Source organism: Bacillus cereus group sp. BfR-BA-01492 (assembly GCF_022662815.1).
In the GTDB taxonomy this organism is placed as follows: domain Bacteria; phylum Bacillota; class Bacilli; order Bacillales; family Bacillaceae_G; genus Bacillus_A; species Bacillus_A cereus_BD.
On sequence record NZ_JAKUEH010000001.1, the window covers coordinates 513,387 to 534,433 of the forward strand.

Genomic DNA, 21,047 nt, shown 5'->3' on the forward strand with positions numbered 1-21,047 from the left:
AGCGGCTTCCTTTTTTATTTATCATCGTCCATTCGTAATACAGCCATGAACGCTTCTTGTGGTACTTCTACCGACCCAACAGACTTCATGCGCTTCTTACCTTCTTTTTGTTTTTCAAGCAATTTACGCTTACGAGAAATGTCACCACCGTAACATTTTGCAAGTACGTTTTTACGCATCGCTTTAATTGTAGAACGCGCTACAATTTTATTTCCGATCGCAGCTTGAATTGGCACTTCGAACTGCTGTCTTGGAATTAATTCTTTTAACTTGTCTACGATTATTTTACCGCGATCATACGCAGAGTCTCGATGTACGATAAATGATAATGCATCGACGTGTTCTCCATTTAATAAAATATCCATCTTCACGAGCTTAGACGCTTGATATCCAATTAATTCATAATCAAATGAAGCATATCCTTTCGTATTCGATTTCAGCTGATCAAAGAAATCATATACAATTTCTGAAAGCGGAATCTCATACGTTAATGTAACACGTGTTTCATCTAAATATTGCATATCAATAAACGTACCGCGTTTTCCTTGACAAATTTCCATAACCGCACCTACATAATCGTTTGGCACCATAATAGACGCTTTTACATACGGCTCTTCTACACGATCAATAGACTGTGGATCAGGCATATTAGATGGGTTATCTACAACAATTTCTTCACCATTTGTTAAATACACTTTGTAAATAACACTTGGTGCTGTTGTGATTAAATCAATTTTAAATTCACGTTCAATACGCTCTTGAATAATTTCCATATGAAGAAGTCCTAAGAAACCACAGCGGAAACCGAAGCCAAGCGCTTGTGATGTTTCTGGTTCAAACTCTAAAGCTGAGTCATTCAATTGCAGCTTTTCTAACGCTTCACGAAGATCGTTGTAACGAGCTGTATCGATTGGATATAAACCACAGAATACCATCGGATTTAATTTACGGTAACCTGGTAATGGTTCTGCTGCTGGACGTTTCGCATGTGTAATTGTATCACCAACACGCGTATCTCCTACGTTTTTAATAGATGCCGCTAAGAAACCAACATCACCTACCGTTAACTCATCTCGCTGTGTTGTTTTCGGTGTAAATACACCAACTTCTGTTACTTCAAACTCTTTACCAGTTGCCATCATGCGTACTTTATCGCCGACTTTTACTGTACCATTTACAACGCGGATATATGCGATTACACCGCGATATGGGTCATATAAAGAGTCAAATATCATACATTGTAGCGGCTCTTCTGGGTCACCATCTGGAGCTGGTACTTTCTCCACAATTTGTTCTAAAATTTCTTCAATACCAATTCCTGCTTTTGCAGAAGCAAGCACAGCTTCTGAAGCATCCAATCCAATTACGTCTTCTACTTCTTGACGAACACGTTCCGGATCAGCACTTGGCAAATCAATTTTATTAATAACCGGTAAAATTTCTAAATCGTTATCCAATGCTAAATATACGTTCGCTAACGTTTGTGCTTCAATTCCTTGCGCTGCATCCACAACAAGAATTGCCCCTTCACAAGCCGCTAAACTACGTGATACTTCGTACGTAAAGTCGACGTGTCCTGGCGTATCGATTAGATGAAGAATATATTCCTCACCATCTTTCGCCTTATACGTTAATTGAACTGCATTTAATTTAATTGTAATACCGCGCTCACGCTCTAAATCCATAGAGTCAAGCAATTGAGCTTTCATTTCGCGCTGTGTTAACGCATTTGTTTTCTCTAAAATACGGTCTGCTAACGTTGACTTTCCGTGGTCAATGTGAGCAATGATAGAGAAGTTACGAATTTTGGACTGTCTTTTTGCTCTTTCTTCTTTGTTCATCTATGTTCTCAACTCCTAATAGTCTCGCCAATATACACTAGCACTGATTATATCAATAGAGCAGCAAAGATTCAATGAAAACTCGTGCTACTTGCAAGACAAATCATTCTACCTTTATCTTATGCGAGTACACATTAAGAGACAAATCTTTTTCAAACAAAGAGCTCGTCATAAACGTATAACTTTTTGGACGAGCTGAACAAAAATAATAAATACCAATTCCTATTTCTATTTTTCACTAGATGCGAAGGGGCGCATTTCATCCCGCTATTTTTAGGTAGTAACGGCCCGATTGGTAAGGGCTCCTAATTAGTGACGGATGAAGAACCACGCCGCTGATTAAAGTTTCATTTTACCGGTTAGTCGATATCTCGTGTCGAAATGCGAATATATTTTGATCTTGTGCTCCTGCCATAATAAAAGTGGGTTTTTGACAACTTTCTAACTTAAGATGCTCCTAACGCATTAAAAATTTCTTTAATTTTTCCAATCGCTATATCTAGTCCAAACTTTGCAATGTTACGAGTCAATTCCGCAATTTTCATTCCAACATCTTCTACTATATTAAAACTTCTAAGTTTTTCTAACTGTTTTTGCTTTTCACTTGCAGAAAACGTCTCGCTCAAAATTTCTGTTTCTATATTTCCTTGTTTCGTTCCTGTCATATGAGCTATTTGTTCATATGTCGGCTGCCGATACCCTTTCATACTCTTCAATCCATAGTTTGCCATTCCAATTCCAGCAAGCATGATAAACAGACAGAAAATTACACAGCACACACATTGCAACAAAAATCGACTCAATGTGTATATGCTCCTGTATTATCTTGATCAATTTGATGATGAAGCGCTGCATTTAAACCACTTGCTATTACATTTGCCATATCTTCAATAAACGCATCTACTTCTTTTGGTGTTACCATTAAGTTATGTCCAAGCGGAGCCAATACTTCATAAATTAATTTTCGTTTTTCCTCTTCTTCTAACATACCTACAGCCCCTAAAAACATATTGCGGCTTTTTTCATCCGGCATATCTTCCTCTGTTAATTTCTTTTTCTCACCAAATGTAAATCCGGCTGGTAATAAAGAGCGAGCAGGCTTATCTCCTTCCTTCATTTCGCGTCCAAAATGTTTTAAAATAAAGTCAATCGTATCACTCGTAATAGAAACAGCATCTACAACTGTTGGAACACCAAGCGCGATTACAGGAATACCAAGCGTTTCTTTACTAAGTTCTTTTCTTTTATTCCCTACTCCAGAACCTGGGTGAATCCCTGTATCTGAAATTTGTATCGTACTATTTACTCGTTCAATAGAACGTGCCGCCAAGGCATCAATTGCAATTACAAAATCTGGCTTTGTTTTTTCGATAATACCGTAAATCACATCGCTCGTTTCAATTCCAGTAATCCCCATGACACCCGGACGAATCGCACTAACAGGACGATATCCATCCTCCACACTTTCAGGTTGCAATTTAAAAAGATGGCGCGTTACAAGGACATTCTCTACAACAATCGGACCAAGTGCATCTGGTGTTACATTCCAATTTCCTAATCCAACGATTAAACAACTCGCTTCCTTCTCAACCCCGATCTCTTCCAAAAAATAAGCGAATTCTTTTGCGAAAATACGCTCTACTTTTCGTTGCAGTTCTGTATCTTGCTGACGAATTCCCTGCACTTCAAGTGTTAAATAATTCCCAGGCTTTTTACCCATTGCTTCCGAAGCACTCTCATCAATCGTCACTTTCGTAATCGTCATTCCTTCTTCTTCACGCTCTTTTATCATCACACCTTGAATACCGGTGTTTTCTTGTTGCTGTTCTTGCAACATTTGATGCGCTTCTACCGCAAGGTCAGTTCTAACAGCATATTTACTTAAATCCAATGGTTCTTTCATCGTATCTCCTCCATAATTTATAGTAAATATAGTTAGATTTCCCAAAGTTCTATGGAGCCATTCTTTCCTTTATATGAAATTTCATTGATATCGCTATTGCAATTCTCTCCACCGTTTGATAGAATATCACTTGTTCTATGTAAGTATCGAGTCACTCGATCGCACCAGGGAGGTGAAAAGTATGGCAAACATCAAATCTGCTATCAAACGCGCTAAACTTAGCGAAGAGCGTCGTGCACATAACGCTTCTATCAAATCTGACATGCGTACTGCTGTTAAAACTGTAGAAGCTTTAGTTTCTAATAACGATCTTGAAAATGCTAAAGAAGCTTTCAAAACTGCTTCTAAAAAACTTGACAAAGCAGCTCGTAAAGGTCTTATCCACCAAAACGCTGCAGCTCGTCAAAAATCTCGCTTAGCGAAAAAAGTAAACGCGTAAGACGTTTAAAAACGATCCATTTGGGTCGTTTTTTTATATACAAAAAAGTTCATGCTAATCGCCGCATGAACTTTTTCGGTCACATATGATTTAGTCTCATTAAGAAAAATTCTAGAACTAACTTCTTATCCATTTTCCCTGTCTTCATACTATAGTCCGCTTCCGCTAACTCGAAAATTACCTTTTTCAATTCTTCAAATGAGAAAAATTTCGTTTGATTCATCGCCAATTTTACTCGGTACGGATGAACACCAATATGCGAAGCAATTTGATTTTGCCCATATCCTCGCTGCTGTAGCTCTTTTACTTGATGTAATAAACGGAATTGACTCACTAGCAACGCTAATAATTTAATTGGTTCTTCCTGCTGCGTAAATAAGCCATCTAATATTTTCATTGCTCCTGCTATATCTTTTTTTACGACCTTTTCTGTTAAGGCAAAAACATTTTGCTCAACTGACTTCGGTACAAGCTCACTTACAAGTTTTGTTGTAATATCTCCACCCATTCCAACATACAGTGTTAACTTATCCATTTCCTTCGCTAACATTGTTACATTGCTTCCTACGAGCTCCAAAAGCAAGCTTACAGCCGCCTCTTCAACATGCACATGAACTTCTTCAGCACGCTTTACAATCCATTTCCTAACATCTTGCACTTGCATAGCATTCGCTTCTACTACCTCAGCCGTTTTCTTTAATAACTTCGTAATTTTTTTTCGCTCATCTAACTTTTCATATGGAGCGATAAAAATCATGATCGAAAACGGGGATGGTTCAGCAATATATTCCTCAAGAATCTTTATATTTTGTTCCAATTTTTCTTTCTGTGATGTTAAAAATAACGGGGACTTTATTAATAATACTTTTCGCTCTCCAAAGAATGGAAGTGTCCTTGCATCTTCTACTACATCCTCTAAATACGCCTCTTCTAAATCATATGTAACAATATTAAAATCACGATCTTCTTCGGCAAGTGCCTCCACTGTAATTAAATCGATTGTTTCATTTATAAAATAGGCTTCCGTTCCATACAATAAATAAAACGGGGCAAACTGCTTCTTTTTAATTTTCTTATGTATATCACTCATACTTTTCCTACTCCCTAATTTGGCAATATACCTTTATACTACTGGTGGATGTAATGTTTTACAAGTCCAAAGGAACAGGTATCATTACCTGTTCCTTTATTTATATAAAACGCCACGCAATAAGCCCCGGGAATCTTATTGGTGTGCGGTAAACCACTTTACTTTTATTATTTACAGCAACTCTCCAAGTATAAGTACCAACTGTTAACATGCTTGGTAATGTAAATCTTTCTTATTTTTAAGATATTCACCTCCAAAAAAGGAGAATCCATGGCATACTCTTACTATCTATGCAGGGAAATTGTAGATTTTTTTCTGACAATATTTTATACTAAAGTGGAATGTTGGGGAGGGATGCTAAATGAATGAATTTGAGCAAAACGTTCAAAGTAAACGTAATGACGCTGTTGATTCAGGGGTAGGATTTATCGTCTCATTTGGTTTTTTCGCAACACTTTTTATTATTGCAACAATCATTAAATTTATAGGTTCCTAAAGACCGCTACTTGCGGTCTTTTTTCATCCTTTTCTGTGCTTCATCATATGTTAATTTGCTTTGAAATGTTCCATTCTTTCCTTGAAAAGTATATAAAATGGCTCCTTCTCTATCTGTCCGCCACACTTCCACTTGCCTTTCCTCAAGACGCTTTAATACTTGGTCATGCGGATGCCCGTATCGATTATGCTCCCCTACCGAAATAATCGCTTTCTTCGGCTGAATAAGATGCAAAAACGGAGCTGTAGAAGATGTCTTGCTCCCATGATGTCCAACTTTTAATATGTCCGCTCGCAAGTTTGGATACTGTTTTACTATACGCTCCTCACCCTTTCCTTCTAGATCTCCTGTAAACAACCATGTAAATTCCCCTATTTTTGTCCATAACACAATAGAAGAATCATTATCACTTGTTTCGGTTCCCTCTGGTGATAGTATTCTAAATTCTGCTTCATCGACCTTCCATCCGTCACCTTCTTTCACCTCATTGATTCGTATGTCTTTTTTCTGCGCAAGATGCTTCAATTCAGCTTCTAATACGGAATCTTTTCTCTTTTTTCCAAATATAACTTCTTTTACATCAAGAGCTGATACTACCTCTTTAGCCGCTCCCATATGATCAGCATCACCATGTGTTACAATCAACTTATCGATCGTGCGAATTCCTTGCTTTTGTAAAAAAGGAAGGAGCACATCATCCCCAATAGAAAATTCATGTTTCTTCTGTTGCCAATGTTCTTTTTTTATCGGAATTGTCCCTCCTGTATCGATAAGATACACTCCTTTCTCATACGGAAGGCGAATCAATATCGCATCACCTTGTCCCACATCAATAAATGTCACACTACCACTTGCGCGAAAATATGGAGATAGATAATGACACATGCATAAAAAAAAGAAGCTGCCAAAGGCGAAATATAAAAATGCTTTCCTAATCGCTCTTTCCCACACGATACATATAATAATGATACTAAAGGAATAAAGCGCTACAAGAAATGGAGGAGTTTGTCCAAACGTAAGCCGCACGAAAGGAAAGGCTTCACAATACTGTAAAATATCATTAGAAATGCGTAAACATATAGACAGTATATGTGCAATTCCTTTTGCCATCGGGGGGAAAAGCATCATGCATAAAAAAATAATGATGCTACACGGTAATACAATACAAGACAAGAATGGAACATAGATCAAATTGAGGGGAATACTATATGGAGAAAAATAACCGAAATGATACAGCGTAATCGGGATACTGACAAGTTGTGAAATAAGAGAAAGGATGACCGCATTTTGAATTACCCCGCGGTTATACTGTAACAATGTATTTGCAGATAACAATAATGCTAAACTGCCAATAAACGAAAATTGAAATCCGATATCAAAAAGCATATATGGGTCATATATGAGCATGAATATAGCTGTTACACTAATCGCATCTATACTGAATAAACGAAAGGAATGCATCACCCCTATGAGCAATAAAGTACCCATAATAGAGGCTCGCATAACAGAAGGAGATGCCCCTGCAAAAAACATATACAACGGGATACAAATGATAAGAACAGTGGTTGTTCTTTCCCTTGTTACACCAATTCGAAGCAAAATAAAATATACAATTGCCGATAGTAATACAATGTGCGAACCCGAAATAGCAAGCAAGTGAATCAAACCAAACTGTTGATATTGCTGTTCCACTTCATATGACATGAATTGGCGGTCTCCAAATAATAGCGCATTCATAAACGCACCTGATTGTTCAGGAAACATTTCTGCAACTGCCAAAGTTGCTTCTTGTCTCAATTGAAAAAGCCAATTCACAAATGTGACATGATTGTTGTTACAATCCATTATTTCGGTTGCTTCAAACAAAAAATGAATCCTTTGTTTGTGCAAGTAATGTTTATAATCAAATCCATGAAAATTCCGGGCGCTTGGCGGTTCCTTTAACGCTCCTCTAAAAGTACATTCCATCCCCACACGTAACCCGCGCAGCATATTCTTTTCCTTCTCTGACTGCATTTTATAAAATAGCTGCACTTTATTTTTTGAGTTATCTTCTATTTGAAAAGAGAGGCGATCTCCATTCATAAGAGGGGTATTTTGAATCACACCCGTTATGAATTCCAAATCATAACGCATAGAAGGCTTATTTTCCTGTTCAATATAGGATGTATAAAGAAAACTACTAAGACACGCTACTATACAGAACATGAAGGTTTGACGCGAAGTACGATATATGCAGAATAAAAAATAACACCCAAATAAAATCGTAACCAATACTTGAGACGAGGAACAGGCAATTGCAATTCCTATTACAAAAGAAATTGCAATATAGCCCCACTGCCTACGCAACTCCTACTCACTCCTTATAGCATTTGTTTCGCTTTTGTGAATACTTGTTGTAGTTCGTCCATCGTTAAATCTTCTTTTTCTAACGAAGAAAACAGTTCTTTCAATTGCATATGACGCTCTTGTTGCTCTAATGATGCAATATCATATTCTAAAGGAACATGCTTTACAGTCACATTTGCTTGTTTAAATAACTCTATCGCATACGGATGATTTTTATAATCTTGCGCATAATACACGGCCGTAATACCGCTTTGAATAATCGCTTTACAGCATTGTAAACAAGGAAAATGCGTGACATAAATTTCAGCATCCTCTGTTTTTACACCAAATTTCGCACATTGCAATAAAGCATTCATTTCTGCATGTATGGTACGCACACAATGATTATCAATGACATAGCACCCATCATCTATACAATGAACACCGCCCTTAATTGAACCGTTATAACCACCTGCAATAATTCGCTTATCGCGGACAATTGTCGCTCCTACTGCAAGCCTTGTACATGTGCTACGTAGCGATAATAAATGGCTTTGCGTCATAAAATATTGATCCCAAGAAATTCGTTCCATATCTTCACCCACCTTTTTGTCCATCTGTAGTGTAGCGAAAGAAGAAGAAGCTCGTCAATATTTTATTATATTTCCATAAAATTTTCAGTCGTATAAGCCTAGCTATGAAGATCAAAGGAGACTTCACATTGCTTTGATTTTTTAAAATTCATATGGCACGACTCCCGTTTTGCTTTATGGGACTATAATTTGATCTTTCATCTTTTCAAGCGATTTCTCTCCGATCCCATCTATCTCCAACAAATCTTCTATCTTTTGAAATGATCCATGCTCTTCACGATATTTTATAATTGCCTCCGCTTTCCTCGGACCGATTCCTGTTATGTTTTCAAGCTGTTCTTTTGAAGCTTGATTGATCGGTATCTTTCCAGATTGTTGAACAGGCATCGTTGTTTCATGTAATTGCTCCCCTTTTTTAGGAATATATAAAAGCATTTGATCCTGCATAATTTGAGCTAAATTTACTCGTGTTACATCTGCTTCTGGCAAAAACCCTCCTGCTTTTTCAATACCATCTTTCACGCGAGAACCTTCTCTTAACTCATAAACTCCCTCTCTTTGCACAGCCCCTTTTATATCAACAATAATTTCTTTTTTCTGCTCTTTTGTTTCCAATTCTTTTGATTTATTTTTCCCTTCACTTTTCACAACTGTAGCTGATTGAAGTTGAACAGTTGCTTTCTCTTCTTGATTGTTTGTCTGCCATAAAAAAAGAACAATCACACATCCAGCAGCTCCTAATAAAGCAACCCACTTCTTTTGTAAATTCCACATCATTTTATTCCTCCAATTCATAAATTCACAACATAGTTCATATTGTTTAGGAGAAAGATGTTACGAAGGAGGGATGAAACATTGAACATCGGAATCATAGGGACAGGAAACATGGGAAATATACTCATTGATGCTTTTTTAGAAACACGCGCTGTCAAACCTTCGTGCCTCACTATTATTAATCGTACGCCTGCCAAAGCATATCATATAAAAGAGAAATATCCTTCTATTTATATAGCAAAAACAGTGCAAGAAGTAATAGAACGTTCAGAACTTGTTTTTATTTGCGTCAAGCCTTTAGATATTTATCCTATTTTAAAACAACATACCGCTTACTTGACCGATGAAAAATGTTTAATTTCTATCACTAGTCCTATATCAGCCAGCCAATTAGAAAAAGTGGTTTCTTGTCACGTTGCACGCATTATTCCAAGCATTACAAACCGAGCATTCTCTGGCGCTTCACTATTCACATTCGGAAAAAACTGTTCTGAGGAATGGAAACAACAATTACTGAACTTATTTAAAAATATTTCTACACCTATGGTCATTGAAGAAGATATTACGCGCGTTTCATCTGATATTGCAAGTTGCGGACCAGCGTTCTTCAGTTATTTATTACAGTGCTTTATTGACGCAGCGGTAGATCAAACAAAGATTACTCATGAAGAAGCTACTACTTTAGCAAGTGAAATGATTATTGGGATGGGGAAATTGCTTGAAAAAGAAATTTTCACATTACCGACATTACAAGAAAAAGTATGTGTAAAAGGTGGGGTCACCGGAGAAGGAATCCAAATTTTAGAAGGACACGTCGGAGATATGTTCCACAAGTTATTCGAACGAACACATAAAAAATATGCAGAAGATTTAGCAGGTGTAGAAGAACAATTTAACAGGCACACGTAAAGAATACGCCATCTATATACAAAATCCTTTATTCTCTCTTATTTTTGCAAAATAAAACGAAAAGCAACCAATGAATAGGTTGCTTTTCGTTTTATCCATTCTTTTTCACCATAAAAAAGATGCGTTCTGTCTGTTCTGTTACTTCCATACGTTCAAAATCACCCGTAACACGGATTACAGAAAAACCAGCTTCTTCAAGCCATTTCGTAATCAGTTCAACCGGATACGCACGCTGCATATGATATTCATCAAATCGGTGATATACACCTTCTTCTGAATCTTGGACAAAGAATGATAATTCATGTTCCACGCTATCTGGTACTTCTCCAAGAAAACAGTTCCAAATAAGGGCTATCTCTTCTCCATTTACTGTATACGTTTCATTTTGAAAGATGTGATGAATTTTATATAAAGAATGCACATCAAATAAAAATAAACCATCTTTCCGTAAATGATGAAATACTCTCTTAAATGTTTCTTGTATCCCTTCTTCTTGCAATACATAATTTAATGAATCACAAAAGATTGTTACACAATCGAATTCTCCAGGAACATCTAATTCTCTCATATCCTGTTGATAAAATGGGATGAAATGCCCTTCTGCTCCTAATTTTTGCTGGGCAACTGCTAACATTTCTTCCGAAAGGTCTACACCAGTCATATCGTAACCTTTTTGTACAAGCGGGAGCGTTACATTCCCAGTACCACAAGCTACATCAAGGATTTTCGCTTCTTTCATCCCCACCTGCTGCAAACTCTCCTCTGTAAACTCTACCCACTTGTCATATGGGACATCATTCATAAGTTCATCGTACAGTAATGCAAATTGCTCATATCTCATTGGCTTAACTCTTCTGTAATATCTTCGCGCGGCACGTCGCCCCATAGGCGCTCTAGATTATAATGATCGCGCTCATCTTTATGGAATACATGAGCTACAACATCACCAAGATCTACAAGAACCCAGCGCGCCTCATCAAATCCTTCCATACGCTTTACATCAATTTGGAATTCATGTGCCTTCGCTTTAATTTCACGCGCGATTGCTTGTACTTGCTTATCAGAATTCCCGTGACAAATGATAAAGTAATCAGCAATTGGTGAAATCCCTTGCATATTTAATACTACGATGTCCTCTGCTCGTTTATCATCAGCTGCCTTTGCTGCTACCATTAATAATTCTTTATTATTCATCCAGTAATTTCCTCCTTCACAACTGCATTATACGTTTGAAATGTTAACGGATAAATCGTTTGGTTCTTTTCCATTAAAAATTGAATCGTACGCTTTAATGCAAATAATAATGCTTTATTTATATCCTCCCGCGCTAACTTCCGCGCCTCATCTACGCCCGGAAACTTGCGTCCAGGTTCAATATAGTCCGCTACATAAATAACCTTATCAAGCATTGTCATCTTCTCATGACCACTCGTATGATATGTAATAGCTTGCAAAATTTCCGGATCTGTAATGCCTACTTCTTTTTCTACTAAGTATGCCCCAACCGGTGCATGCCATAACTCTTTATTATATTGAAGCAAATCTTTTGACAAATCCGTCCGTTTGATAATATCTTCCATTTCTTGAATTGGTTTACACTTCGCATAATCATGAAAAATAGCAGCCATCTCTGCTTTTTTCTCATCCACACCATATCGCTGAGCCAATTCAATCGCTGTTTCCATTACACCAATCGTATGTATATAGCGTTTCTCGTGCATTTGTTTTTTTACAATCTCAAGAGCTTTTTCACGATTCATACAACCCATTCCTCTCAATATATGACTGTACTTGTTCTGGAAGCAAATATTTACACGTCTTCTTATTCTTATATCTTTCTCGCAGTAAAGATGAAGAAACAGCAAATTCCGGAATTTCTATCGTCATAATTTTATAAGGTGTCTGTAAAGTATAGCCAGGCCTTGCAACGCCAACAAACGTTACAAGTTCAAGTAGTTTTTCGATGTTATACCACTTTGGCAAATATTCCACCATATCACCGCCAATAATAAAATAAAACGTTGTGTCCGGATGCTTCTTCGTTAATTGTAACATAGTGTCATATGTATAAGATGGGCCTTCTCTCTCAAGCTCCTCTAAACAAAGTGAAAAATGGCCTTCATTCTCTATTGCTAACTCCAACATCTTTCGTCGATTTTCTACACTTGTAACATTTCGATTCCGCTTATGAGGCGGTATTTGATTAGGTAAAAACCAAACTTCATCCAGTTTTAATGCATGATACACTTCATTCGCAATTAACAAATGTCCATAATGCGGCGGGTCAAAGGTACCACCAATAATTCCGATCTTTTTCAAAGGAAATGCCTCCTTTATTTTATCCCGCTATTTTGGGGCAACCCGATTCATGAGGGCCTTTAATCAGCGAGGAATCAAACCTCTACTGATTAAAGTTTCAATTTCTCCCTCAAAAAACATGAAAAGAGCTTATCTTTTGGAAAAGCTTACTTATGTTCATTTCATCTACAATAAGCATTTTTTCGGAAAAAACCTATATAAATCCTCGACGATTACGGGAGTTGAATTTGCTTATTTTCTCTTGATTCTTTATATAAAACGATTGTACTTCCAATCACCTGAACAATTTCTGCTCCCGCACCTTGTGCTAGTTCTTCTGCAACTTCACGGCGGTCAAACTCACAGTTTTGTAATACGCTCACTTTAAATAATTCACGAGCCTCTAATGCATCTGCAATTTGTTTAATCATATTTTCATTTACGCCACCTTTTCCTACTTGAAAAATCGGTGTTAAATGATGCGCCTTTGCACGTAAAAATCTTTTTTGTTTTCCTGTTAACATATCATTATCCTCCAAGCTTTCTTATTACTAATTGTTTCATTCTATTAATGTCTGGCATCATTCCAGTCCACATCTCAAAGGCAAGTGCTCCTTGATAAACAAACATATCAATACCGTTTTGAACAATCGCTCCGCTCGATTTCGCATCATGTAAGAGCTTCGTTTCAAAAGGATTATAAATAATATCAGAAACAATTGCCCCTTGTTTTAAAGAGCCAATTTGCATTGGCGTCTGTTGTACATGTGGATGCATACCTATCGTTGTTGTTTGAATGATCACATCATAATTCTCTTGTGCTTCCGTCGCTTGCTCTAGTGAAAGTGCATTTGAAACAACCCGTTCTTTGCTACTTGCAATCAACTGCTTTGCTTTTTCTACCGTCCGGTTGGCAATATCGATTTCTTTTACGCCTGCAGCTACTAGCGAACAATAAATGGCTCGACATGCACCACCTGCACCGAGTAATAACATGCGTTTGTGACGTAAGGATTCTTTACTAATAGACTGCAAAGAACGAACATATCCAATTCCATCTGTATTATAACCAACAAGCTTTCCGTTTCGATGAACAACGGTATTTACTGCACCGATTTGCTTTGCTAACGGATCAATTTCATCTAAATATTTCATAATAGAAACTTTATGTGGAGTCGTCACATTGATCCCTGAAACTCCTAACGCCTTTAACCCTTTCACAGCTTCCCCTAGCATCTCTTCTTCTACAAGAAACGCATGATAATGAGCATCTATTCCTAAATGTTCAAATGCATCATTATGCATAAGCGGTGATAAGGAATGTCCAATTGGATTTCCGATTACACCATATAATTGTTTCATAAATCTCTCTCCATTTAAATTAAAGATTTACGTAATGAAACACTAACTCCTTTTGGTACATGAGCAACAATTTTTGCTCCTGGTTCATTTACAGTAACCCATCCTAATCCAGAAAATACAACATCTGTTTTTGGCTCACGAATATTAAATTCATATTTCACAAATTCAGGCATGCTTTCTAATTCCTCTGGAGTTGGTGGATTTAATAATTCCCCAGCATGTTTTTCATGTAATTGATCTGCTTTTTCTAGCTTTGTACGATGAATTGTTAAACGGTTTGAGAAATGGCAAGTAAATGAACGACGACCACCGCTCACATAATCAAAGCGTGCCAATCCACTAAAGAATAATGTTTGTTCTTCATTTAATTGGAATACCATTGGCTTAATCTCTTTTGTTGGTGTAATTATTTTTAAACTTTGCTTCCCAACATAATGAGCCATTTGATGATGATTGATAATTCCCGGTGTATCATATAAAGAAGACGTATCATCTAATGGGATATCAATTAAATCTAACGTTGTTCCTGGAAAATGAGATGTTGTAATCACATTTTCAGTTTCTTCACTAAATTCTTTAATCATGCGATTAATAAATGTTGATTTCCCAACATTTGTACATCCTACCACATATACATCTTTGCCGTTGCGATACTTTTCAATTGCCTCTGCAAGTTCTTGAATACCTTGTCCTTTCGCTGCACTAATTAAAAAGATATCTTCTGCTTTTAAACCAAGCTGCTTTGCACTATAGCGCATCCAATGTTTCATCTTATCATGTTTTACAGATTTCGGAATTAAATCTGCCTTATTTCCTACAAGTAACACTTTGTTGTTCCCAACAAAGCGATGTAACCCTGGTAACCAACTTCCATTAAAATCAAAAATATCAACAATTTTAACAACTAATGCCTCTGACTGGCCAATTCCATTTAAAATGCGTAAAAAGTCATCATCCGTTAGCGACACGTCCTGAATTTCATTATAATTCTTTAAACGGAAACAACGTTGACAAATTACTTGCTCTTTTTGCAAAGATGAAGCTGGTGCATATCCAACTTCATTTTTGCTTTCCGTTTGAATCTCTACACCACAACCAATACATTTAATTGTTTCAATCAAACTTTATTCCTCCCAATTAATTAAACCTTTTTTCTTCATTTTTTTCATAATTCTTCGCTCAATTTTTCGATTGAAGCGCGTTACTAATCCATCCGTTTGTGCAACTGGTACAACTAAAATCGTATGTAGCCCAACTCGATTGCCACCTAATACATCTGTTAAAATCTGATCTCCAATGACTACGACTTCCTCTGGCTTCAAATTCATTCGTTCTATTGCACGTTTAAATGCACGAACAAACGGCTTACGTGCACTATGAATAAATGGAATTCCAAGTGGTTCTGCAAAATCCTTTACTCGTTTTTCGTTATTATTTGACACAACCGTCACTTGAATGTTTTGTTCCTTCATGTTCAAAAACCATTGTTCAAGCTGTGGCGTGGCATTCGGACGATCCCATTCAATTAACGTATTATCTAAATCTGTAATAACGCCTTTAATTCCACGTTTTTTTAGCTCTTCTGGTTGAACATGATATACGTTTTTCACGTATTCATTTGGTAAAAATAGTTTCAATTTCTTTCACCTCTTTGAGGATTTTTTATAAAATTTTTCGACAACATTTTTCGATAGACAGCATGTGGATAAACTTGTACACATTTTCCACATTAATATTTCAATCAATTTAGAAATTATTAACATTTTATACACAATTTATCCACGACACTTTGTGGATAACCATACGTTTGTGACCGTCATATTTTTTTGATACATTAGATGCAACAAAGAACCTATCCTTAATTACTAGGAGGTGACTCATCTTGAATACAAATCATATAGAACAGTTATCTACCGAATTACTCACTGAGTCTTATTATAAAGCAAAAGAACTAAAATTAAATCCTGACTTTATTTTACTTATAAAACAAGAAATCATTAGACGTTCATTAGAGGACAAGCTTGTCAAATCTTCTTAAGTACATATAAAATAATGCCTTATTTGTAAAAAGAGCCATCGGTAAGATGGCTCTTAACTAAAATGAACTTTCCAACTTTCAGGAACTTTCATTAGACACATTGACACATCTCACTTCTTTGAGTCCATACAAGCTTATTATAGACCTCTACTGTTCACTACTATGAGGTTAATCGAGTTGCAATCTTTTCGCCTACACGGAGTTCTTGACCGCTTGTTAACGTTGAAACAGCTTCGATCATTCCTTGTTCAAACAGCAGAACAACTGTCGAACCAAATGTAAAGTATGCCATCTCTTCACCTTTTTGAACAGTGTTTCGTTTATGAAGAAGTTCAATACTGTTTACAAACATAGCTCCTACTTTTACTAGCGCCATATGCTTTCCTTCACTATCTACTTCTGTAACAGAACGATAATTCTTTGACAAAGGTTCTTTCCCATATTTCATGCCTGCTGCATTTACAGGATATGATTTTTTCCCTAGCTCAAACCGCTCTGTCACAATACCGGAAAGTGGACTATGAATGCGATGATAATGACTTGGACTTAAATAAATCACCATATATGTACCGCCGGCATAACGACTTGCTCTTTCTTCATTGCCAAGCATATCTACAATCGAATAGCGCTTTCCTTTAATATCAAATGTTTTCGATTCTTCGATAGATCCAAAATCCGCAAAAATTCCATCAACAGGGCTAACAACAGTTGCTGCCTCTGTATTAATCATTCGCTTTCCTTCTTTTAATTTACGTGTAAACAACTCATGTAACGTTCGATATTCTTTTAAATCTTTTTCCATCTCATCTTGATTAATTTGAAACACTTTTGCATAAGATGGAATAATAATAGAACTGAAACGAGATTGTGCAAATTTACGTAATATATAAGAAGTAAAACGCCCATTTGTAAGTTCGATCATCAGTCGATATAATGTACGTCGCAAACTGCGAAACCTCCTAATCACTCTTAAAGTAACAATTACATATAGCTTTCCCTTCTTTTCTTGCGATATCATGCCGTTTATCTAAATAAACACTTTTACGTTATTACAGACAGTCTACATATTATACAAGAAAAATATGACCTCTTTCATAAAGTGAAACTGTAAGCAGCAAGATTTTCCCTCTCCCGCTGATTATGAACCTTTACCAATCAAGCGATTACAGACAACCAGACTCCTATCTATCATCTTTATTTTTCTTTCAATCTAAAATAAAAGTCTTACTGCCCGTTACTGTTGGATAAATTCGTTAGCACCTTCTAATATTACAGATAGAATCCATCATTTTCAACAGTGAACATATATTTCTTCTTTTCGTTTCGCTTTTTATCACCTTCATCAAAAGAAAAACGACTGCATTGACACGGCAGTCGTTCCTTTTTCTTATTCCTTTGCTTTCATCTCTTTCTCCGCCCTCACAAATTCATGAAACATTTTCATCAGTGCCCGCTTCTCAATTCTTGATACATAACTCCTTGAAATCCCAAGTGCCTTTGCGATTTCCCGCTGCGTTTTCTCCTTATCCAGTCCGAGTCCAAAACGCTTTACAATGACTTCTTTCTCCCTCTCATCTAAAATATCAATATACTCTTTAATTTTTTCTAACTCCATACTAAGTTGAATCATATCGATCACATCTTCTGATTCAGATTTCAAAATATCGATAAGTGAGATTTCATTCCCTTCTTTATCTTGCCCAATCGGGTCATGAAGTGAAACATCCTTTTTCGTTTTCTTCAAAACACGGAGATGCATTAAAATTTCATTTTCAATACAGCGTGCTGCATATGTTGCAAGCTTTGTTCCTTTTCCTGCTGAATAGCTTTCAATCGCCTTAATAAGTCCGATCGTGCCGATTGAAATTAAATCTTCTGCATCTTCACCTGTGTTTTCAAATTTCTTAACAATGTGGGCTACAAGCCGCAAGTTATGTTCAATCAATAAGTTTCTCGCCTGAGCATCCCCTTGCTCCATTAACTCTAAGTACTTTTTTTCGTCATCTGGTGACAATGGTTGTGGAAACGCATTGTTTTTTACATAAGAAACAAACACAAACACTTCACGAACCATATATCCAATTGCGGCGAATAAACTCAACCCCTTCACCCCCGCCAAAATAGTGGTCTTTACTATATGTATGTGGGCGTGAAGTTGTTTGTGTCTGTACCCATTGAAATATGAAAATTCATCATTAAAACATATTGCCTGTGCGTGGAGAAGGTGAACATTAACGTGCTTACGATTTTACGGTAGGGGATGATGATATGCTATAGAAAAAAGAATACTTAAATTCCATTAAAACCAATTCACTTACTATTTGAGAGAGAGACAAATAGTCCATCAAGAGCTCTCGGTGAACTTTTTTTGTAAACTTACTTACTCCAAATCTTTTCTCCTGTATGTGCATCAATATAGCGAATTTCTTTTCTATTTTCATAATCTGCACCATATCCCTCGCTCATTTTCCCGGTCGTTTGCACATAGACAAGCTGATATTGAGGCGGATTTGTCTCACATTCTTCAAACCATTTCAATCGTACATCAAGCGCTTGACAATAAATAGATAATGCTGTTTCTTGATTCACTTTTACATTTGTGTCATAACTGAGTAGCTGTTCAATTACATGTTGCGCTACGCCACGATACATGTCTACTTCTCCTGATGATGCATCGACAACGACTCTCACCATCTCACCTTCAATACGAATCCCATTCACATACACATAAAAATTAAAATGTCCTGGGTCCTCATCATCCTCTTGGTTCTTCCAAATGCGAAGGTATTCTTCAAAATTCGGAAACACTTTCCCTAAAAATTGCAATGCTTTTTCCAAACATTCCTCACGTGTTAATATTGGTTCTTCGCACGCAGTCTTTCCCCACTTACAGTATGTAAGCAATTGATTTGTCTCTTGATCCATTGTTATAGTCGTTGCCTCTTCATATTGCAAGATAGGAATGTGTTGTCTACAATATGTATCAAAAGATTTATCGTTATCTTTTCGCTGCCTTTCTTCCGTTGACAACTTTGTCCAAACACTTGTCAGTTCTCTTCCTTCCATCTTTTCATGTACTTTTTTCATTTTTGTCGTATCTATATGCAGTAGTTTATAAACATCTGTTGCCACTTCCACTTTTTCTTTCAAAGACGGCAATGGGGCTGTTTCAATGATATAATGACTTCTATCATGTAAATCTGCTCCTGTGCACGGATTTATAAAAGCATGTGCTGTAATCGGCTCGTATACAAGATTGTATCCATCCTTCATTTCGCGATTCTCATATGCAAGCCATCCATGAGAAAGATGTACAAAAACAAGTTCCACTTCCTGTTTTTTTCGCAATTTGTCTAAAATAACTTCCTTCTTAATAATGGAACTCGGCCAAGCTGGTCTTTCTTTTATTCCTTCATTTCTAAATGTGATAATATTTCCGAGTAGATCTATTTCCACTACGCAACCCGTTCGAGGTAAAGGGCATCCATGTACTTCTTGTTTATATTCAACGGCAATACACTCTTTTTTTGAAGTTACATATATAAAGTTACACTCTCCATGTATATAAGGTGCATGTTTTTTTATAAATACATCTGCAATTTCCTTCGCTTTTGATTCCGCAATTCCGTTTAGTTTTTGCATCGTTTCTTTACGAACAGATAATTCTAATAATTCCCCATCCTCTTTCCGCAAACATACTTGAATGCTTTCCTCAGGCTTACCACATTTCTCCCACCAAAGGAGATGTACCTTTTCGTTCATTTTTTCATCATCTACAACAAGCACATATTCGTCTGGAATTTCAATAATATGTGCAACTTGCTCTTTTCTTTTTTGATCGTTTTCCTCCATCATACCCTCTCCCATTCCATGTCTATCCCTTTTATTATTCCATAAAAAAGAATGGACATCTATAAAAAAACAGCTAGATATTTCTAGCTGCCTTACTTCGTTTCACGATGCAATGTTACTCGCTTTAATCGTGGACAATATTTTTTTAATTCGATACGTTCCGGATTATTTCGTTTATTCTTCTTTGTAATATAATTACGATCTCCACATTCTGTACAAGCTAATGTAATATTAACACGCATATGTAACCCTCCTTTCTGATTCAAGTTCGCAACTAAAACGTAATCATTACGATTTATATCGTATACAGAAACATCCCTTTTGTCAATTACATACGAAAAATTTTCTATGCATATTATATATATTTTATAATTTACAACAAGTTACTTATGAATCAAAATGATTCATAAGTAACAAATTCTCCAACTGGTTTTCTATATCCACGCGCTCTTACTTTACTAGTATCAGCTTTTCCCATTGTAATCATAAGCATTGGCATCAAATGATCCGGAATATTTAATTCCTTTTTCATTGCTTCTTCGTCAAATCCAATCATTGGGCATGTATCATACCCATAATATTTTGCTGCATACATAAAGGTCATTGCGCTTAATGAAGCATTACGAATCGCTTCATCTTCCATAAAGCGCTCTCCTCTTCCTTCATATAAATCTTTCGTTTTCTGTACAGTATTTATATACTCGCATTCGTCAATCATCTTTAACACTTTCATGCCAAAATAAATATTTTCAACGTTTTGATATGCCTTCTTATCTCCACATACAATAACAACAGCTGATGCACTTGAAACTTTATATTGTCCAAAAGCAAGTTCTCTTAATTTTTCTTTACGCTCTTGATTACGAATTACAATATAGTGTGCGTGTTGCAAATTATAACAAGAAGGTGAAAGTTTTGTAAGCTCAAATATTTTTTTAAAATCTTCTTCCGGAATTTCTATATCTTTTAAAAATTTTATCGCAGATCGTCTAGCATTTGCTAATTCTTCAAAATTCATGATTGCTCCTCCTTAATATACAAATACAAAGATTATTCAACCTATCATGTGTAAGAATACAATTAAAATATCTCAAACTCAAGAAATTCTTGCACTCATTATCCAA

Annotated in this window: 24 protein-coding genes; 4 read left to right on the plus strand and 20 right to left on the minus strand. The window is 36.3% G+C overall.

All coding sequences use genetic code 11. The features are described from left to right. Window positions 1-14: 14 nt before the first annotated feature. From lepA to gpr, 3 genes are all read right to left on the minus strand, one after another. On the minus strand, window positions 15-1,841 hold the full coding sequence (gene lepA / locus MR063_RS02905) for an elongation factor 4 (protein WP_242145347.1): 1,827 nt from the start codon (window positions 1,839-1,841) through the stop codon (window positions 15-17). A gap of 446 nt (window positions 1,842-2,287) precedes the next feature. Then, on the minus strand, window positions 2,288-2,644 hold the full coding sequence (locus MR063_RS02910) for a DUF3679 domain-containing protein (RefSeq protein WP_277927748.1): 357 nt from the start codon (window positions 2,642-2,644) through the stop codon (window positions 2,288-2,290). Continuing rightward, window positions 2,641-3,744, minus strand: a complete 1,104-nt coding sequence (gene gpr, locus MR063_RS02915; RefSeq protein WP_242145348.1) for a GPR endopeptidase — start codon at window positions 3,742-3,744, stop codon at window positions 2,641-2,643. The genes MR063_RS02910 and gpr overlap by 4 nt, the downstream gene beginning before the upstream one ends. Before the next feature lie 181 nt (window positions 3,745-3,925). Between gpr and rpsT the strand changes: the two genes are divergently transcribed. Then, entirely contained in the window at window positions 3,926-4,183 is a 258-nt protein-coding gene (gene rpsT, locus MR063_RS02920; RefSeq protein ID WP_012095513.1) for a 30S ribosomal protein S20, read from the plus strand. Between the two features lie 79 nt (window positions 4,184-4,262). On the opposite strand, the gene holA is transcribed toward rpsT, so the two are convergent. Next, window positions 4,263-5,273, minus strand: a complete 1,011-nt coding sequence (gene holA, locus MR063_RS02925; protein WP_242145349.1) for a DNA polymerase III subunit delta — start codon at window positions 5,271-5,273, stop codon at window positions 4,263-4,265. 361 nt (window positions 5,274-5,634) lie between these two features. Here holA and MR063_RS02930 point away from each other — a divergent pair, with 361 nt between their 5' ends. Beyond that, entirely contained in the window at window positions 5,635-5,769 is a 135-nt protein-coding gene (locus MR063_RS02930; protein ID WP_041810028.1) for a YqzM family protein, read from the plus strand. Between the two features lie 6 nt (window positions 5,770-5,775). On the opposite strand, the gene MR063_RS02935 is transcribed toward MR063_RS02930, so the two are convergent. From MR063_RS02935 to MR063_RS02945, 3 genes are all read right to left on the minus strand, one after another. Beyond that, a complete protein-coding gene (locus MR063_RS02935; RefSeq protein ID WP_242193255.1) occupies window positions 5,776-8,118 on the minus strand; it encodes a DNA internalization-related competence protein ComEC/Rec2 in 2,343 nt (780 codons plus the stop codon). Between the two features lie 14 nt (window positions 8,119-8,132). Continuing rightward, window positions 8,133-8,690 (minus strand): ComE operon protein 2, encoded by a 558-nt coding sequence (locus tag MR063_RS02940; protein ID WP_242193257.1) that lies wholly within the window; start codon window positions 8,688-8,690, stop codon window positions 8,133-8,135. Between the two features lie 174 nt (window positions 8,691-8,864). Continuing rightward, window positions 8,865-9,467: a helix-hairpin-helix domain-containing protein gene (locus MR063_RS02945; RefSeq protein ID WP_277927749.1), complete on the minus strand. Its 603-nt coding sequence runs from the start codon at window positions 9,465-9,467 to the stop codon at window positions 8,865-8,867. Window positions 9,468-9,545: 78 nt separating this feature from the next. Between MR063_RS02945 and comER the strand changes: the two genes are divergently transcribed. Then, window positions 9,546-10,373, plus strand: coding sequence for a late competence protein ComER (gene comER, locus MR063_RS02950; RefSeq protein WP_242193260.1), 828 nt, complete (start codon window positions 9,546-9,548; stop codon window positions 10,371-10,373). Window positions 10,374-10,464: 91 nt separating this feature from the next. Here the strand turns inward: comER and MR063_RS02955 are convergent, their stop codons facing one another. The 8 genes from MR063_RS02955 to MR063_RS02990 all read right to left on the minus strand — a co-directional run bounded on the left by MR063_RS02955 (window position 10,465) and on the right by MR063_RS02990 (window position 15,670). Beyond that, window positions 10,465-11,214: a class I SAM-dependent DNA methyltransferase gene (locus MR063_RS02955; RefSeq protein WP_242193261.1), complete on the minus strand. Its 750-nt coding sequence runs from the start codon at window positions 11,212-11,214 to the stop codon at window positions 10,465-10,467. Then, window positions 11,211-11,567: a ribosome silencing factor gene (gene rsfS / locus MR063_RS02960; RefSeq protein WP_242145355.1), complete on the minus strand. Its 357-nt coding sequence runs from the start codon at window positions 11,565-11,567 to the stop codon at window positions 11,211-11,213. The genes MR063_RS02955 and rsfS overlap by 4 nt, the downstream gene beginning before the upstream one ends. Continuing rightward, the gene (yqeK, locus tag MR063_RS02965) at window positions 11,564-12,133 is read right to left on the minus strand and encodes a bis(5'-nucleosyl)-tetraphosphatase (symmetrical) YqeK (protein WP_242193264.1); all 570 of its coding nucleotides are present in this window, start codon (window positions 12,131-12,133) and stop codon (window positions 11,564-11,566) included. Before yqeK ends, rsfS begins: the two co-directional genes overlap by 4 nt. Next, on the minus strand, window positions 12,123-12,692 hold the full coding sequence (locus MR063_RS02970; protein WP_242193266.1) for a nicotinate-nucleotide adenylyltransferase: 570 nt from the start codon (window positions 12,690-12,692) through the stop codon (window positions 12,123-12,125). The genes yqeK and MR063_RS02970 overlap by 11 nt, the downstream gene beginning before the upstream one ends. A 212-nt stretch (window positions 12,693-12,904) precedes the next feature. Then, window positions 12,905-13,195 carry a ribosome assembly RNA-binding protein YhbY gene (gene yhbY / locus MR063_RS02975; protein ID WP_012095523.1) on the minus strand — a complete coding sequence of 97 codons (291 nt, stop codon included), beginning with the start codon at window positions 13,193-13,195 and terminating at the stop codon, window positions 12,905-12,907. A gap of 4 nt (window positions 13,196-13,199) precedes the next feature. Further along, window positions 13,200-14,033 (minus strand): shikimate dehydrogenase, encoded by an 834-nt coding sequence (gene aroE, locus MR063_RS02980; protein WP_242193268.1) that lies wholly within the window; start codon window positions 14,031-14,033, stop codon window positions 13,200-13,202. 14 nt (window positions 14,034-14,047) lie between these two features. Next, on the minus strand, window positions 14,048-15,154 hold the full coding sequence (yqeH, locus tag MR063_RS02985) for a ribosome biogenesis GTPase YqeH (protein ID WP_242145359.1): 1,107 nt from the start codon (window positions 15,152-15,154) through the stop codon (window positions 14,048-14,050). A gap of 3 nt (window positions 15,155-15,157) precedes the next feature. Next, window positions 15,158-15,670 (minus strand): YqeG family HAD IIIA-type phosphatase, encoded by a 513-nt coding sequence (locus MR063_RS02990; protein ID WP_242145360.1) that lies wholly within the window; start codon window positions 15,668-15,670, stop codon window positions 15,158-15,160. 245 nt (window positions 15,671-15,915) lie between these two features. Between MR063_RS02990 and sda the strand changes: the two genes are divergently transcribed. Then, on the plus strand, window positions 15,916-16,071 hold the full coding sequence (gene sda, locus MR063_RS02995) for a sporulation histidine kinase inhibitor Sda (protein ID WP_012095527.1): 156 nt from the start codon (window positions 15,916-15,918) through the stop codon (window positions 16,069-16,071). A 160-nt stretch (window positions 16,072-16,231) separates the two neighbouring features. Here the strand turns inward: sda and MR063_RS03000 are convergent, their stop codons facing one another. The 5 genes from MR063_RS03000 to MR063_RS03020 form a co-directional block, all read right to left on the minus strand. Next, window positions 16,232-17,017 (minus strand): phosphatidylserine decarboxylase, encoded by a 786-nt coding sequence (locus tag MR063_RS03000; protein ID WP_242145361.1) that lies wholly within the window; start codon window positions 17,015-17,017, stop codon window positions 16,232-16,234. Window positions 17,018-17,458: 441 nt separating this feature from the next. Next, window positions 17,459-18,172, minus strand: a complete 714-nt coding sequence (sigK, locus tag MR063_RS03005; protein ID WP_012095529.1) for an RNA polymerase sporulation sigma factor SigK — start codon at window positions 18,170-18,172, stop codon at window positions 17,459-17,461. A gap of 275 nt (window positions 18,173-18,447) precedes the next feature. Beyond that, window positions 18,448-19,923, minus strand: coding sequence for a YcdB/YcdC domain-containing protein (locus tag MR063_RS03010; RefSeq protein WP_242193269.1), 1,476 nt, complete (start codon window positions 19,921-19,923; stop codon window positions 18,448-18,450). 92 nt (window positions 19,924-20,015) lie between these two features. Beyond that, on the minus strand, window positions 20,016-20,165 hold the full coding sequence (gene rpmG / locus MR063_RS03015; protein WP_001265619.1) for a 50S ribosomal protein L33: 150 nt from the start codon (window positions 20,163-20,165) through the stop codon (window positions 20,016-20,018). 152 nt (window positions 20,166-20,317) lie between these two features. Further along, window positions 20,318-20,941, minus strand: a complete 624-nt coding sequence (locus MR063_RS03020; RefSeq protein ID WP_242193270.1) for a nitroreductase family protein — start codon at window positions 20,939-20,941, stop codon at window positions 20,318-20,320. Between the last annotated feature and the right edge of the window lie 106 nt (window positions 20,942-21,047).

Bases quoted from the DNA above. Each gene is read 5' to 3' on its own strand.
- lepA (WP_242145347.1), bottom strand. From the start codon at position 1,841: ATGAACAAAGAAGAAAGAGCAAAAAGACAGTCCAAAATTCGTAACTTC.
- gpr (WP_242145348.1), bottom strand. From the start codon at position 3,744: ATGAAAGAACCATTGGATTTAAGTAAATATGCTGTTAGAACTGACCTT.
- rpsT (WP_012095513.1), top strand. From the start codon at position 3,926: ATGGCAAACATCAAATCTGCTATCAAACGCGCTAAACTTAGCGAAGAG.
- holA (WP_242145349.1), bottom strand. From the start codon at position 5,273: ATGAGTGATATACATAAGAAAATTAAAAAGAAGCAGTTTGCCCCGTTT.
- MR063_RS02930 (WP_041810028.1), top strand. From the start codon at position 5,635: ATGAATGAATTTGAGCAAAACGTTCAAAGTAAACGTAATGACGCTGTT.
- MR063_RS02940 (WP_242193257.1), bottom strand. From the start codon at position 8,690: ATGGAACGAATTTCTTGGGATCAATATTTTATGACGCAAAGCCATTTA.
- MR063_RS02945 (WP_277927749.1), bottom strand. From the start codon at position 9,467: ATGATGTGGAATTTACAAAAGAAGTGGGTTGCTTTATTAGGAGCTGCT.
- MR063_RS02955 (WP_242193261.1), bottom strand. From the start codon at position 11,214: ATGAGATATGAGCAATTTGCATTACTGTACGATGAACTTATGAATGAT.
- rsfS (WP_242145355.1), bottom strand. From the start codon at position 11,567: ATGAATAATAAAGAATTATTAATGGTAGCAGCAAAGGCAGCTGATGAT.
- yqeK (WP_242193264.1), bottom strand. From the start codon at position 12,133: ATGAATCGTGAAAAAGCTCTTGAGATTGTAAAAAAACAAATGCACGAG.
- yhbY (WP_012095523.1), bottom strand. From the start codon at position 13,195: ATGTTAACAGGAAAACAAAAAAGATTTTTACGTGCAAAGGCGCATCAT.
- aroE (WP_242193268.1), bottom strand. From the start codon at position 14,033: ATGAAACAATTATATGGTGTAATCGGAAATCCAATTGGACATTCCTTA.
- MR063_RS03010 (WP_242193269.1), bottom strand. From the start codon at position 19,923: ATGGAGGAAAACGATCAAAAAAGAAAAGAGCAAGTTGCACATATTATT.
- rpmG (WP_001265619.1), bottom strand. From the start codon at position 20,165: ATGCGTGTTAATATTACATTAGCTTGTACAGAATGTGGAGATCGTAAT.
- MR063_RS03020 (WP_242193270.1), bottom strand. From the start codon at position 20,941: ATGAATTTTGAAGAATTAGCAAATGCTAGACGATCTGCGATAAAATTT.